The 13,859-nt window shown below is 60.1% G+C and carries 11 protein-coding genes and 1 pseudogene; 3 read left to right on the forward strand and 9 right to left on the reverse strand.

Annotated elements, in window-relative coordinates; genetic code table 11:
- Position 1: 1 nt before the first annotated feature.
- From ACH79_RS35890 to ACH79_RS35900, 3 genes are read right to left on the reverse strand one after another with little or no spacing between them, the layout of a single operon-like run.
- Positions 2-964 (reverse strand): phosphate acetyltransferase, encoded by a 963-nt coding sequence (locus ACH79_RS35890; protein ID WP_161856734.1) that lies wholly within the window; start codon positions 962-964, stop codon positions 2-4.
- Positions 965-1,002: 38 nt separating this feature from the next.
- Complete coding sequence (locus ACH79_RS35895) at positions 1,003-3,231, reverse strand: DUF3141 domain-containing protein (protein ID WP_161855152.1); 2,229 nt, start codon at positions 3,229-3,231, stop codon at positions 1,003-1,005.
- 9 nt (positions 3,232-3,240) lie between these two features.
- Positions 3,241-4,389 carry an AI-2E family transporter gene (locus ACH79_RS35900; RefSeq protein WP_246738763.1) on the reverse strand — a complete coding sequence of 383 codons (1,149 nt, stop codon included), beginning with the start codon at positions 4,387-4,389 and terminating at the stop codon, positions 3,241-3,243.
- Positions 4,390-4,549: 160 nt separating this feature from the next.
- Here ACH79_RS35900 and ACH79_RS35905 point away from each other — a divergent pair, with 160 nt between their 5' ends.
- Positions 4,550-5,071, forward strand: coding sequence for a GNAT family N-acetyltransferase (locus ACH79_RS35905; protein ID WP_161855154.1), 522 nt, complete (start codon positions 4,550-4,552; stop codon positions 5,069-5,071).
- Between the two features lie 120 nt (positions 5,072-5,191).
- On the opposite strand, the gene ACH79_RS44435 is transcribed toward ACH79_RS35905, so the two are convergent.
- Both ACH79_RS44435 and cax read right to left on the reverse strand, forming a co-directional pair.
- Positions 5,192-5,467, reverse strand: coding sequence for a hypothetical protein (locus ACH79_RS44435; protein ID WP_246738261.1), 276 nt, complete (start codon positions 5,465-5,467; stop codon positions 5,192-5,194).
- A 106-nt stretch (positions 5,468-5,573) separates the two neighbouring features.
- Positions 5,574-6,677, reverse strand: coding sequence for a calcium/proton exchanger (gene cax, locus ACH79_RS35910; protein WP_161856735.1), 1,104 nt, complete (start codon positions 6,675-6,677; stop codon positions 5,574-5,576).
- Between the two features lie 294 nt (positions 6,678-6,971).
- Between cax and ACH79_RS35915 the strand changes: the two genes are divergently transcribed.
- A complete protein-coding gene (locus tag ACH79_RS35915; protein WP_161855155.1) occupies positions 6,972-7,157 on the forward strand; it encodes a hypothetical protein in 186 nt (61 codons plus the stop codon).
- Positions 7,158-7,811: 654 nt separating this feature from the next.
- Here the strand turns inward: ACH79_RS35915 and metK are convergent.
- A pseudogene (gene metK / locus ACH79_RS35920) lies at positions 7,812-8,925 on the reverse strand (methionine adenosyltransferase).
- Between the two features lie 25 nt (positions 8,926-8,950).
- On the reverse strand, positions 8,951-9,949 hold the full coding sequence (gene galE / locus ACH79_RS35925; protein WP_161856736.1) for a UDP-glucose 4-epimerase GalE: 999 nt from the start codon (positions 9,947-9,949) through the stop codon (positions 8,951-8,953).
- Positions 9,950-10,498: 549 nt separating this feature from the next.
- Here galE and ACH79_RS35930 point away from each other — a divergent pair.
- Entirely contained in the window at positions 10,499-10,810 is a 312-nt protein-coding gene (locus ACH79_RS35930) for a hypothetical protein (RefSeq protein ID WP_161855156.1), read from the forward strand.
- A 25-nt stretch (positions 10,811-10,835) separates the two neighbouring features.
- On the opposite strand, the gene ACH79_RS35935 is transcribed toward ACH79_RS35930, so the two are convergent.
- The gene (locus tag ACH79_RS35935; RefSeq protein WP_161855157.1) at positions 10,836-12,221 is read right to left on the reverse strand and encodes a polysaccharide biosynthesis/export family protein; all 1,386 of its coding nucleotides are present in this window, start codon (positions 12,219-12,221) and stop codon (positions 10,836-10,838) included.
- Positions 12,218-13,771, reverse strand: coding sequence for a lipopolysaccharide biosynthesis protein (locus tag ACH79_RS35940; RefSeq protein ID WP_161855158.1), 1,554 nt, complete (start codon positions 13,769-13,771; stop codon positions 12,218-12,220). The genes ACH79_RS35935 and ACH79_RS35940 overlap by 4 nt, the downstream gene beginning before the upstream one ends.
- Between the last annotated feature and the right edge of the window lie 88 nt (positions 13,772-13,859).

Raw genomic sequence — 13,859 nt, forward strand, 5'->3', positions numbered from 1 at the left:
ATCACGCGGCAACATTTGGGGCATGCTGGCGCCTGGCATTTGCATAGAGAGCCGCAACTGCGCAGGAAGCCATCCGCGCGCGCGCTGTGTCCGCACGCGACGTCAGGACGACGGGCACCCGGGCGCCGAGCACGATGCCAGCACTATCCGCCTTGGCGAAGTAGGCGAGATTCTTCGCCAGCATGTTGCCGGCTTCGAGGTCGGGAACGAGCAGGATCTGCGCCCGGCCGGCAACCTCGGATTTGATTCCCTTGATCCGTGCCGCTTCCACATCGATCGCATTGTCGAAGGCAAGTGGCCCGTCGAGCACGCCGCCGGTGATCTGCCCGCGATCTGCCATCTTGCAGAGCGCCGCCGCCTCGATCGTGGATGGAATCTTGGAGGTAATGGTTTCGACCGCCGACAGGATCGCCACGCGCGGTGATTTACCAAAACCGGCTTGCGTATAGAGATCAATCGCGTTCTGGATGATGTCCCGCTTGGCATCTAGATCTGGAAAGATGTTGATGGCCGCGTCCGTTACAAGGAGGGTCTCGGCATAGGCCGGCACATCCATCACGAACACATGGCTTATCCGCCGGTCAGTCCGCAGGCCGCCCACTTTCGCCGTAACGCTGCGCATCAGCTCGTCGGTGTGCAGGCTGCCCTTCATCAGCATCTCGCCCTTGGCGGCATGGATGAGCTCAACACCCTTTGCAGCTGCGGCCTCGCTGTGCGGAGCATCGACGATCTCGAAGCCGGAGATATCAAGGCCGTATTTGCTGGCCGTATCTCTGATTTTCCTTTCGGGCCCGACCAACACTGGCCGGATAATACCCGCCGCCGCGCTGTCGACGACGCCGCGCAGCGAGGTTTCATCGCAGGGATGCACGACAATGGTCGGCGCCGGCGGCACCGCCTTGGCCGCTGCGATCAGACGGTCATACTTGCTGGGAGAGCGCGCTTTTCCTGAATCAGCTGGCATGGCTTTCATGGTGTCGCTCCGGATCGTTCCAATTAACGCTACGATGCCTTCGCCTTGGGATCGAAAGGGGCGACGTTCGAAGCCCTATCCGAAAATTCACCCGCATCGACGCCGAACAGCTCGGCAACACGCTTCAGCCGCTTGGCGACCTCACCCGATATTGCGGCACTAGCGGACAGCACTTCGCGAATCGCCCCGAAAGCCGCCTGGCGTGCTTTTGCATTGTCGGGCAACAGCTTCGGTATCGCGGCCAGTGCTCCCTCCTGATCCAGCAGAAGCATGAAGAATTGCTCGCGAACCAGCACCTTGAACTCTGTCAGCGTTAGCCGCGCACCGGCGTCGCTACGGCGAACGTTGCGCAATGCTTCGAGGCTCCGCTCGTCCACCATCCCCCTCGCCGACCCGACATACAGAAGGCCGCGAATGGCCGCTTCGCGAAGGCCCCCTTCGCTGATTCTGGATTTCAGCTCCGCGATTCGCCTCTCAAGCTTTTCACGGTGTGAAGCAGACATTTCCTGCCGGCGGGATGGGGCCGATTGGGGATCGATTCCGACAGCTGCTTGCAACGCCGGCGAGCCGTAGATCGCAAGGAAGGCCGCCTCGCTGAGCGCCTCCTGCGAATCCCGCCAACTGTCCAGCGCATTAACGATTTGCTTGGAGACCTGCTCCTGAAAGGCAACGAAGGGATTGTCTGTCGAGACCTGCTTGCGATCCTCGCTCACCCGCTCCGCCAGCGACTTCACCATAGCCATGAGCGGATTCCGGCTGCTGAAAGCTTCATACTGAAGCCGCAACGGGTGCAGATTGCGCATCATCTCCGCCATCTGAGGCTTCACCATGCCCTTGATCCAGGGCTGGAGGAACTTCTGGTAGGCCGCGAGATTGATTTCCGATACGCGCTTGGCGGCGGCAAACCGCCGCTCATCCTCGGGGGAATTGCCTCCCATGGCCCGGATGTCGTCGAGCGTCCGCGCCTCGCAGCGCATTACCCACTGGCCGACGGCGAGATCGGCATTCGTCGTGTCGACGTCCTTGGCCTCGAAAGTTGCTTCGTAGAGACCGGGCGGCAAGACATCGATCAGATCGATATTGCTGGAAAATTCCGCATGTTCCTTCTTGGCAATGCCACCGGAAACGAAAATACCGAGATGGCCAACGCTCTCGTGAACCGTGTAGACGATCGTCTGACCGTAGGCCCTGATTTCGTTGACGTCGGCGTAGAGATCGAGGATCCAGTGCAATGCCTGTTGCGGCGGGGTTATATTGTCCCCCTTGGAGCAGAACACCACGATCGGCGATCTGATATTGCGCAAATCGACCGGCTGACCGTCAGACATCACGATGCGACCGGCAGCGAGATTATTGCCGACGAACAGTTCATCGACGATGAACTGAATTTCCTCGGCATTCAGATTGACGTGCCCGCCCCACCAGCGTTCGAATTCGAGGTATCGGTCGGCCTCGGTATCGACCTTTGAATAGACGTTGTACTGTTTGGTCCACAGCGTATTCGACGGATTCTGCCCCTCGAAATTTTGCACGAGCCAGGCGCCGTCGAATTTGCCGGCTCCGAGATCGCTCGTCAGCGCCGTTAGCCAACTTCCTCCCAGCAGGCCACCCGAGTACCGCATCGGGTATTTGCCATGCACGCCCGCCCAATAGGCAAGCGGCGCCCCTGCGATGATGACGGGTCCGAACAGTTCCGGCCGGAGCGATGCGAGGATCATGACGGCCCAGCCCGCCTGGCAATTTCCGATCACGCAAGGCTTGCCGTTGGCTTCCGGATGGCGGCTGATGACTGTTTCGATGAATACCGCTTCGGCGCGCGCGATGCGTTCGATCGTTTGTCCTGGCATCGGCTCGGGCAGGAAGCCGATGAAATAGCAGGGATGGCCCGCCTTCATTGCGACGCCGATTTCACTGTCCGCCTTGAATCCGCCGATCCCCGGACCGTGACCTGCGCGCGGATCGACCACGATGAACGGGCGCCGCTTGAGATCGATTTCGACGCCTTTGGGCGGAATGATGCGCACCAGCGCATAATTCACCGGTTCATCCAGCTTGCGGCCGTCAATGATCAACTCGGCTGCATATTGCAGGACATGCGGTGCCGTTTGCGCGATGTGTTCCCGGTACTGGTCACCGCGTCGACGCAAGACGTCCAGGAACAGGACGCTGCGCTGGCTCGCATCCATCATGTACTCTACGGCCGAAGCGACAAGCCCTGACATCGGGCCGCCCGGCAGCTTTGCGTTTTCCATCTGCATGTTTCGACCTCACTTGTCGCGAAGTTCACTCAACGAGCCTCGCGGCATCGAACGTTGATCTAGGTCAACGTTCGAAAGTTGGTTCGGCGATGTCGCGTCGGCACGATCGGTGCGTATCCAGGCGACCGTCAATTCCCAGGCCACGGAGAGAATGATCGGTCCGATAAAGAGACCGACAATTCCGTGTGCGAGCGTTCCTCCGATCACCCCGACGAAGATGACGAGCGTCGGCGTCGTCAGGCCGCGCCCCATCACGAGCGGTTTCAGGATGTTGTCGAGTATGCCGACGATACACAGGAACACCGTCATCAGAAGCGCAGTGGTAAAATCCTTGTCTATCCAAATCCAGATGATCACGGGAACCAGGACGATTGCCGCGCCGATCTGCACGATTGTCAGGATCATGACCACAAAAGCCAACAGGCCGGCGCCGGGAATGCCAGCCAGCTTGAAGCCGATGCCCGCTAGCAGTGATTGGATGATTGCGACGCCGATAACGCCCTGGGATACCGCGCCTATGGTCGTACCCGCCAGCTCCAGAAAATGTTCGCTCTGCTCGGGCACGATGCGATAGAGAAAGCCCCTGCCCGCCGCCACTAACTGCGAGCCGTAGGGAAAGAGAAAACCAGCCAGCGCCACAGACAGAAGAAACTTGAGCGTTCCCACGCCGGCATCGCCAGCGAGGCTGAGCATGGTGCCAGCCAACGGCTTCAGATGGGGCGCCACCTCGCGCAAGGCCGCTCGAATGTTGTTGGACGCTTGGTTCCAGAGCTCGAAGAACTGCGGACCGATGACCGGCCAATCCTTGACGCCCTTCGGCGGAGATGGAACCACCAGGTTACCAGCAACCAGAGTTGCGGCGAGATCCTTCACCCCTTCCACGGCACTCAAGCCAAGCCAGGTCGCCGGCCCGATGACGATGCCGAGATTGATGACGGTGAGAATTACCGCTGCGAGTCTCTGGCGACCGCCGAGAAGCTTGGAAAGGAGATTAAAGACAGGATAGAGCGCAACGGCGAGTACGATGCTCCAGGCCAGGATCGGCACAAAGGGACGGATGAGAACGAACGTCCAATAGATCAGGAAGGCGAGCAATCCTAGCCGGATCGCAAGCTGGATGAGGTCCTCTCCGGACCGGATCTGGCGAGAGGTTTTCAAGGACGCGCCTTCACCTGCGAGTGCGGATGCGGTCGTCAAGCTACCGGCTGCTTTTCGCCCTGAAGTCTTGATCCAGATCAAACGATCGCAATCCGGCCCGGGCTTCATCGGCGAGCGCCGAACGAGACGGCTGCACTTGTTCGCCAGCACACGAGGCCCAATGTCTGAGGCGATCAACTACACCGCACGCGAGCTCCTGCGCGACGGCAGCCAAGTCGAAATCCGCGCTCTCCGGCGGGAGGATGAAGCCGACATGCTCGCTGCGGTCGAAAGGACCAGCGCGCAATCCCTGCAGCGCCGCTTCTTCGTCATGAAGCGCCACTTCTCGGAGAAGGAGCGCGCCTTCTTCATGGACGTCGATTTCAAGAATCATGTCGCGATTGTCGCGCTAGCAGAGGAAGCCGGCCGTAAGGTGATTGCCGGGGGCGGCAGGTACATTGTCTTCGAGCCCGGGCGGGCCGAAATGGCATTTGTCGTCGTCGATGCTTGGCAGGGACGAGGCGTCGGCTCGATCCTGATGCGTCATCTCGCCAGGTTTGCGAACGATGCGGGACTGCAGGAATTGACGGCTGAGGTTCTGCCCGAGAACGCCGCGATGAGAAAAGTATTCGAAAAGTTCGGCTTCAGGCCCGCCCCGCACCGAGACCCGCAGACACTACATCTGGTGCTGAAGCTCGGTTAACGCGCGCTTCCAGTGCGACATTAACTCCGTCCCGACCTGAACCTGCGCGGGGCGCTTGGAGCGCGCTGCCGTGTCGAGAGGTAGCGGAAGGCACGGCGCGTCCGGCGCACCAGTTCAGGCCTACCTCAAGCCCAAGGGCGAGCGCCGGTAGCCGCTATTCCGGGCCTCATTTCTACATACGAAACTACCGGTATATCCCGACGCGTAGCGCCTCTGACCTTTCAGATAGTAGCGCCCTCTTCCGAAGTCGAGCCAGACGATCGTGTCCCCGGGACAATGGCGTTGCGCCTGCGATTCATAGCGGAACGGCGTGAGAACTTGCGCCATCGCGCTAGGTGGCGCAGATGAAATGAAGGCGAGAAACGCAGCGGAATAACCGTAAAAATTTGCTCGCATGTAGCGCCTGTTTCATCGACCTCAAACCGGTACACCGCGGCACCCTTGATCCCCATAGTGCGCAAACGATGTCGTTCAGCCACGCGCGAGACAGGGCGCGACGACCTCAGACCGGTCCGTGCGATCCGGGCGGGACCATATAGAGTGTCATGGCGAATATGACATAGATGAATATCAGCAGAGCACCAATGAACCATGCTGAGCGGCCGCTGTTCGTAACAAAGGTCGCCGTCACGGTAGCGATCATTACCATCGTCACTGCACCCGGCCAAAACTGCAGATCCATTGGTTTGGGCCCGACGACGTAGCTCAGGAGCACAAGCACTGGCGCAACAAACAGCGCGATCTGGGACGCGCTTCCGAGCGCGATGCTGACGCTCATATCCAGGCGGTTCTTGCGGGCTGCGGAAAATGCTACGGCCATTTCAGCCGCCGCACCGACCAGGGCTACGATGATGAACCCGACGAACGCCGGGCTCATCCCCAGCGTCGTCGCCGCGTGTTGCACCGACTCAACGAAGATTTCGCTTACCAGCGCCACCAACACGGTAACAACGAGGAGTGTTCCGACAGCCAAATTGATCGGCCACTTTGCTTCTCCCGCCTCGCCGTGATCCATGCTCGCAAAGAGTTCCTTATGCGTCTTTAAGGAGAACAGCAGACTCAATCCGTATGCCACGATGAGCAGGATGGCCAAAGCAGCGCTGAAATTCTGGGCCATCACCTCTCCTCGGGCCAGATCAAGTTCGGAGACTGCCGCCGGCGCGAGTAGCGCAATCGTCGCCATCAACAGCAAGGCGGAGTACATCCTGCCTCCGGCGCGGTTGTATTCCTGAATGTGGTACCGGAAGCCACCCAACAGAAAAGACGCTCCGAGCATGAAAAGCGAATTGGTAACGATAGCGCCGGCAATCGATGCCTTCACCAGCATGTACTCTCCGGCGCGGAGCGCCGTCACCGCAATGATCAACTCCGTGAGATTTCCAAGCGTCGCATTCAGCAACCCACCCACGGCATCGCCCGTTTTTTCGGAGACCGCTTCGGTTGCATGACTAAGTAGGGCAGCAAGCGGAACGATTGCGAGAACTGCGAGGACAAACAGGAGCGTATGGGAGGTAGGCACAACCCTGGCTGCGATCAGCACGGCCGGCACAAATATCAGCATCCAGAGCAACGGGGTATGGCGGATTTCCCTTAACAGAGGGTTCATGATGTTGGCCGCCTCCATGCCTGATCGTCGTCAAAGCGCATTGATGCGGGACGCGGCCAAGGTCGACTTGAGCCAAAATGAAGCGACAGCCGGTCGTCCATGATCCCTGCGGACATGGAGCGTAGAGCAAATCGCCGCCGCACCACTCTTGTTGATCTAGATCAACGGATGCCTGCGTCGGATCTGGACCAGTAAGTCTCGCGCTCGCGCGGCGAGGGGTTCGCGGCCGGCGCGCAATCTTTTTGGACTGGCGAGGTTGCTATTGTCCGAGGCTTCCTGGACATGAGGTTTGCCATGGCTGAAACACCCAAGCTCTCGGTCGAAAAGGCGCTGAAAAAACTGCGCGCTGCCGATGCGCCAAAATCCAAGAACGCAGGACTGAGCGAAAAAACTGAAGCGCTCGAAGACGAGATAAAGCGCATGAGAGCGCAAAGACTTCGCCTAGACCGGCACCAACGACGATCGGCCAAGAGTGATTGATATTATCGTTGATTTGCGCTGATGGGATGGTCTGGTCGTGCTCCAGCCCCGAAGCAAGCGATGCGGCAGCCCGTCTTCTGGATGGATCTGCGCTGCACGCAGCCGGACCTTTTATTGCTCGCCTCCGCGTTCCCCGGGAAAGCCAGATCCGTCCCGGCGGTTAGACCGGGACGGTGAGCGAGTTATAACAAGAGTGGTTGCGGGGACACGCAACCATCTCAAATTGCTTTTTGAGGCAGTAGCCTAAAGCGCAATGTCAGACGAACAATTTGGGAAGCGGGCGCTCCCCTAGGGAAGTCCGCGAATCCAACGCTTTCGACGTGTTACTGAGAAGTTTGAGGGAAAATGTGCCTCATTGATCTTCATGATGCTTCAGCATCATTCCCCAGACTACCTTGCCGAAGACAGCGCGGTCAGCGGACCAGGCGGGAGAAGGGTCGGGGATCACTCTCGTTAGCATTTTTCGCGTGCTGTTCAGGGCGTCAAGGAGGCCCAACCGACCCATTGCGCTCTGGATGGTTGCGGGGCCTCCCAACATTCGCTGATCATCGCCTCCTGAGGTAGACAGGTCCTTGCGTTGCGGTGTTCTGGGGAAGAACGATGACAGCCGCCTCGTCCATTTGGGTCATGCTTCTACGCGACAGAACCGGCGGTTCAGACAGCGCGCTTCTGCGACTCGACCAGATCGGTCTTCTCCCAGGAAAAGCCGCCTTCATAGTCCGACATACGGCCGAAATGGCCGTAGGCCGCGGTGCGCGCGTAGATCGGGCGGTTGAGATCGAGATGGGTGCGGATGCCGCGCGGCGTCAGATCCATCGCCTTCGCAGCAGCCTTCTCGAGCCCGTCCTCCGGCACTTTTCCGGTGCCGTGGGTGTCGATATAGATCGACAGCGGCCGCGCCACGCCGATCGCGTAAGCAAGCTGCAGCGTGCAGCGGTCGGCGAGACCGGCCGCGACGATGTTCTTGGCGACGTAGCGCGCGGCATAGGCGGCCGAACGATCGACCTTGGTCGGATCCCTGCCGGAGAACGCACCGCCGCCATGCGGCGCCGCGCCACCATAGGTGTCGACGATGATCTTGCGGCCGGTGAGGCCGGAATCGCCGTCGGGACCGCCGATGTAGAACTTGCCGGTCGGATTGATGTGCCAGATGGTCTTGCCGTTGATCCATTCCTTGGGCAGCGCTTCGCGGACATAGGGCTCGACGATGTCACGAATCTGATTGGAGGAGAGGTCCTCGACCAGATGCTGGTGCGAGACCACGTTCTCGCGCACGCCGACGGGCTTGCCTTCTCGTACTGGACGGTGACCTGGCTCTTGAAGTCCGGACCGAGCACCTTCTCGCGGCCGGAATGACGCGCTTCGGAAATCAACCGCAGGATCTTGTGGGCGTAGAAAATCGGCGCCGGCATGAGGACCGGCGTTTCGTTGGTGGCGTAGCCGAACATGATGCCCTGGTCGCCCGCGCCCTCTTCCTTCTTCTCGCCCGGCTGCAGCGCATCGACGCCCTGCGCGATGTCAGCGGACTGCTGATGCAGCAGGATTTCAAGCGGTCTGTGAAAGCCGTCCTGCTCGTAGCCGATGTCCTTGATGGCCTCGCGTACGGTGCTTTCGATCTGTTCATTGGTGACCGATTCCGGGCCGCGGGTTTCGCCGGCGACACCACCTTGTTGGTGGTGGCGAGCGTTTCGCACGCTGCGCGGATCTGCCAGGGCCGGACCTCGGCGGTCCCTGTGATGTGCCTTAAGATGTCCCCTGAAGCGACAATGTCGAGTCTGTGTCAGTAATCTTGATCATGCCGGAACGCCGAGCTTTAGCTGTCGTTCCCAGCTCAGTGCGTGCTGCACGATCTGCTCGAGATGATCGTGACACGATCTCCACCGCAGGATGGACTTCGCCTTTGCGTTGGATGCCACAAGGATAGCCGGATCGCCGGGCCTGCGTTCGCGCATCCTCACGTCGAAATCGACGCGGCAAACGCGCTTGACGACATCAATCACATCCAGGACCGAGTAGCCGCGGCCATATCCCACATTGCAGGTCACGGATTCTCCCCCGCCTCGCAGATACGTCAGCGCATCGACGTGCGCCTGCGCGAGATCGGCGACGTGCACATAGTCGCGAATGCAGGATCCATCCGCGGTAGGATAATCGCTGCCAAATACGTCCATGCCCCGCCGCCGACCCAGCGCTGCCTGCACCGCGACGTGTATGAGATGAAATGCCTCTCGCGTGGACTGCCCCGAACGCCCCGCCGGATCGGCACCTGCGACATTGAAGTAGCGCAGCGCACAATACCTGAGCGGGGTCGATGCTGCTGCATCCCGTAGCATCCATTCGATGGCGAGTTTCGAGCGGCCGTATGGGTTGATTGGGACCGTCTCGTTTTCCTCCTCAATCGGGATCGTTCGCGGCTCTCCGTAAACAGCGGCAGTTGACGAAAATATGAAGTGCGAAACGCCAGCGCGCTCGGCTTGTGAGATCAGCGCATGTGTGTTCACGGTATTGTTCAAATAGTATTTTCCGGGATCACGAACGGACTCGGCGACTGATATGCTGCCGGCAAAGTGCATGATTGTATCAACAGCGTGGTCCTGCAGGATCTTGGCGACCATCGCAGCGTCGCCGCAGCTTGCACGATAGAATGGCACGCCTTCCGGAACGGCGACCCGCAGACCCGTGGATAGATCGTCGACTACGACGGCTCGCTCGCCCGCATCCAGCAGGGCCAGGACCGCGTGGCTTCCAATGTAGCCGGCTCCACCGGTGACTAGCACGCTACCGCCATTCATCAATCGCGTCGTCCGGAAGTCCTGCATCGTCATTCACCTTCTGTCGGTCCTGGCCCAGTCGCGACCGTAAAACAGGCGGTCACACACGCCCGCTCCGCCCTTCCTGAGCAGAACTGGTCTTCAATCTTCCCAACAAGTAGGGCCAATGGCGATTTCGCCTGCATCGTCGACGCCAAGGAGCCTGTAGACTTTCCAGGTCATCAGAACTTTCTTGCAGTGCTGGCACCTGACCTCGTCGCTATCGCCCAGCCTTGGCGGAGGCGCGATAGAGGCAGAGCCGCACGCGTCGCATGCAAAGTCTCTTGCGATCTTCATTACGACCTCTTCGTTTCCCGGTGGAACCGGCAATCGTTCTGCTCCTGCGCCGGCTCCCATTCTGCTCCTCGAGCTGTCGAAGGTGGCTTCCTGCCCATTTTTTAGGCGCGACTTATTGATTTGTTCATGCATCTTGACGCTAATATTCGTCGGATAGAACGCCAGCTTATCGACAGAGATCGGCGCGCGTTCCGATTGGATCGCCGACGCGACCGACCGCAAAGGTAGCTCAGAATGCTCGCGGGCATGTTGTTCATGGCCGCAGGCTTTGCCTGCGGCGTCATTTTTCGACTCGGCGCTTTTACAATCGGCGTCGCGGCTCTCATTGCCGGATACGGACTGTTGCTCGGCTTAGCCAATACCTCCTGGAAGGTGCTGGCCATCGAGTTGCTGTTGGCGCTGCTTTTTCTGCAGGTCGGATACGTGGGAGCCGTCGTCGCGCGAATATTTCTCATAAAGCTGAAGGCTCGTTCGCCCGGATTCGCCCGGCTGCATGCGATTCTGCATGTCGCACGCGCGAGCAAGACTGACCATTCCACAAGCTGAAGCCCGGTTGGTTGCATGCTCCGCTCTACTTCTCACCCGATTGCGAAACGATGGTGGCGTAGTTCCCCGCGTTGAATGCCGTTGTCGCGACACCCTTGCGCGAGACTGACGCTGCGGCACCCGGCGCGCGATTGACCTCGACGCGAACAACGTCGCCAGGTTCCACAAGCGCTCCGTCGTCAGCCGGGAATGTCGCCATCGCGCCATCCTTGCGCCGCTGTATCCAGTAGGAAAGCGACTTCCCGCCGCTCTCATTTTGAGCCGTCCGCGGCGACGTCGTTGTTTCGGCGACAAGCGTTTCAGACGTATTTATCCGATTGATCAGTTGCTCGATGCTGGCCTTGGCCTCCCGCAGTTCGGACGAGGCTTTCGCCTTTCCGTCCTTGACCAGATCGGTCGCATCCCGCTCCGTCTTCCGCACTTCCTGCTGAGCCCGCACTAACGCTGTTTGCACGTCAAGCATTCCGCTTTGAATATCTGCGGTCGTGCGCTCCAGCGCGAACTGCCGAGACGTGACTGCAAGCCCCTTATCGACAAGCGCGCCGACGGTATTCAGCTCGCGCTGGGCCAGGGCGACCTGCTTCTCCTGTGTCGCCAGCTTGCTCCGCAGTGAGGTAATCTCCTTCTCATACAGCGATCGCAGTTCCGACAAGGCCGCGAGCTGCGATTGCAGCGCGTCGCGCCGGGTTATCAGGATCGTTGCCTCCTCTGCCAGGAGACTTCCGATGTCCTTCTTGTTGGCGAGCTCGGGCGGGAGAGTGATTGTGTTCTGCTCGGCAAGTTCAGCTTCGAGCCGAGCGCGGCGGATGTAGGTCCGCCACAGTTCCAGACGTGCAGCCTCGACGTTTCCTGCCGCGTTGATCTGCTCCCGCATCCCGGCTTCGCTTGGCCGATGCAAGCCGCCGGCTACGCCGACTGCCTGCAAGACGCTTAAGCCGGGACGAAAGCTGAATTCACCGGGGCGCTCCACATCGCCGAGCACGTAGAACGGGCGATACTGGACTATCTCGACCGCCGCTTCCTGCGCACCCATAAAGCCGGTGCGCTTGTACAGTTCTGCCGTGATCGCACGAGCGAGTTGATCGCTGGTCCGCCCCTCCGCGGCGATTTCGCCGATCATCGGCAAGGACACGCGACCGGCGGGATTTACGGTGTATTCCGCGCCAAGCGGCGTCCACTCGTAGTATTCGGCCTTGCCGGCACGCCATTCGACGACTTTCAGGCGCAGTTTGTCCTGAGGACCGAGAAGATATTCAGCGCTGAAAGCCGGTGTGGCGAGAAGTTGAAGCACGCAAAGGGCCGCAAGCCATGCGCCTACGCCCGGTGGTGTGACGCGATGGCTCCAAATCGAAGCCGTAATCCATGTCTCCATCGAGTTACGCGGCATGCGGTGATCCTCTTCTGATCTCATGGCGGCAGCATTCCTTCATTACGCTTCGTTGCGCTGACGAAAGCTGCAAGACGAGCAGCGATCTCCGCGAGGGCCGGCGGCAGCGATCGCGTAAGACTAGTCAGGAAAGCGACATCACCGGGCTCGACCGCGTTCACTACGCGCAGCCCAACCACGTAGACCGCCGCCCCTGCGGCAATCGCCACCGGTATGCTTGAAGGATGGCCAATAACCTTGATGCAAACGGATGCCGCCGCAGCGCTGGCGAGTGCAGCAGCGCAGAGCTTCAGAGCCGCGACCACCGGAACGGTGAATCCGAGCCGCTGCACGACGAACCAGCAACCCAGACCGATCATCAACATCTGAATTGCCACCCGCGCGGAAGCGGCGCCCATCACGCCGAATTCGGGAATCAGCAGGAAGCCGGCGGCCAGCGCACATGCGGCGCCACAGAGGGAGCTCACAAATACGAAATCACTTCGCTCAAGCGCCTGCACCAGACTGGTGGCGACTGTCGACAACACGCTTAGCGCAGCAACGGAAACAAGGATCATTGCCGCCGGCACGGCGGCGACGAACTTGTCACCATAGAGAGCCGGCAGCAGTTCTGGGATAATGGCAGCGGTGCCAAAACATATCGGAAATACGAGTGCCGCCAGAAGCCGAACCGCGGCAGCGAACTGCCCTCTCATGCCATCGAGATCGTCACGCCCGCGCTTCTCGGCGAGCGATGCCAGCACTGCGCTTGTCAGCAACATGGGGCCCTGAATGGCGAGCTGGGTCAGCGCCAGCGCAACTGCGAACATCGCCACCGAATCCATTCCCCAGTAGCGCTCGAGGAAGAACAGCTCGATCCGCGACCAGACAATGGCGCTGGTGACGTTGGCTCCCCAGCAGAAGAGGGCAAACGAGGTCACGCGCCGGCTCAGCGTTCGATCGATCGACGCCGACCCGACCATCGTTGACAGGCACACGGCTGACGGAACCAGCATGCCGGCAGCGTAACCAGCCAATGCGCCCGTGATCCCGAACAACAGTGAACCGCCGATCACGGCGGAGACCTGAAGCAACAGCGAAACGCCTGCGATGCGCGCGGCCAAGGAAAATTCCTGCCGTCCCCTCAAACGAGCATAGGTGTAAGTGGTCAGCGCCTGGCCAACGACAAGCAGGATCATGAGGACCGCTAACGGCATTGATGCGCCCCTCGCCGCACCGCCGCTAAGAAACTCTGCAAGGGATTGGTGACCATACAGCCACACCATCATGCCGGCACAGATGGCCGCGATAAGCGCCGCAATCGCGAGCCGTCGCGAAAGGTTCCTGTCCAGATGGGCTGCCACGCTGTACTGTCCGCTTCCGTGCAAGAACGGCAGGAATCGTCCAACGGCAGACGATAGACCCAGATCGACGAATGGCGCGGCCATCCAGACAAGCCAGATGACATAGGCGACCGATCCCGTCTCGTTCACACCAAGCGTACGCGCCACGGCAATGCTGCTGAAGAAGCTCGCAAGCGCAATCGCAGCTCCAGCCAGCGCGCCAAGCGTCGAGTTCTTCACGAACCTGGACATGCCGTGCGCCCTTTTCGATTTCCAGCTTGCATGTCGACGGCCCACTGCATCAAAGGTCCCGACCTGTCGGGCCTCGGATTTTTGCCAT

Source organism: Bradyrhizobium sp. CCBAU 051011, from assembly GCF_009930815.1.
Taxonomy (GTDB): Bacteria; Pseudomonadota; Alphaproteobacteria; order Rhizobiales; family Xanthobacteraceae; genus Bradyrhizobium.

Bases quoted from the DNA above. Each gene is read 5' to 3' on its own strand.
- ACH79_RS35890 (WP_161856734.1), bottom strand. From the start codon at position 964: ATGCCAGCTGATTCAGGAAAAGCGCGCTCTCCCAGCAAGTATGACCGT.
- ACH79_RS35895 (WP_161855152.1), bottom strand. From the start codon at position 3,231: ATGCAGATGGAAAACGCAAAGCTGCCGGGCGGCCCGATGTCAGGGCTT.
- ACH79_RS35905 (WP_161855154.1), top strand. From the start codon at position 4,550: ATGTCTGAGGCGATCAACTACACCGCACGCGAGCTCCTGCGCGACGGC.
- ACH79_RS44435 (WP_246738261.1), bottom strand. From the start codon at position 5,467: ATGCGAGCAAATTTTTACGGTTATTCCGCTGCGTTTCTCGCCTTCATT.
- cax (WP_161856735.1), bottom strand. From the start codon at position 6,677: ATGAACCCTCTGTTAAGGGAAATCCGCCATACCCCGTTGCTCTGGATG.
- ACH79_RS35915 (WP_161855155.1), top strand. From the start codon at position 6,972: ATGGCTGAAACACCCAAGCTCTCGGTCGAAAAGGCGCTGAAAAAACTG.
- galE (WP_161856736.1), bottom strand. From the start codon at position 9,949: ATGAATGGCGGTAGCGTGCTAGTCACCGGTGGAGCCGGCTACATTGGA.
- ACH79_RS35930 (WP_161855156.1), top strand. From the start codon at position 10,499: ATGCTCGCGGGCATGTTGTTCATGGCCGCAGGCTTTGCCTGCGGCGTC.
- ACH79_RS35935 (WP_161855157.1), bottom strand. From the start codon at position 12,221: ATGAGATCAGAAGAGGATCACCGCATGCCGCGTAACTCGATGGAGACA.
- ACH79_RS35940 (WP_161855158.1), bottom strand. From the start codon at position 13,771: ATGTCCAGGTTCGTGAAGAACTCGACGCTTGGCGCGCTGGCTGGAGCT.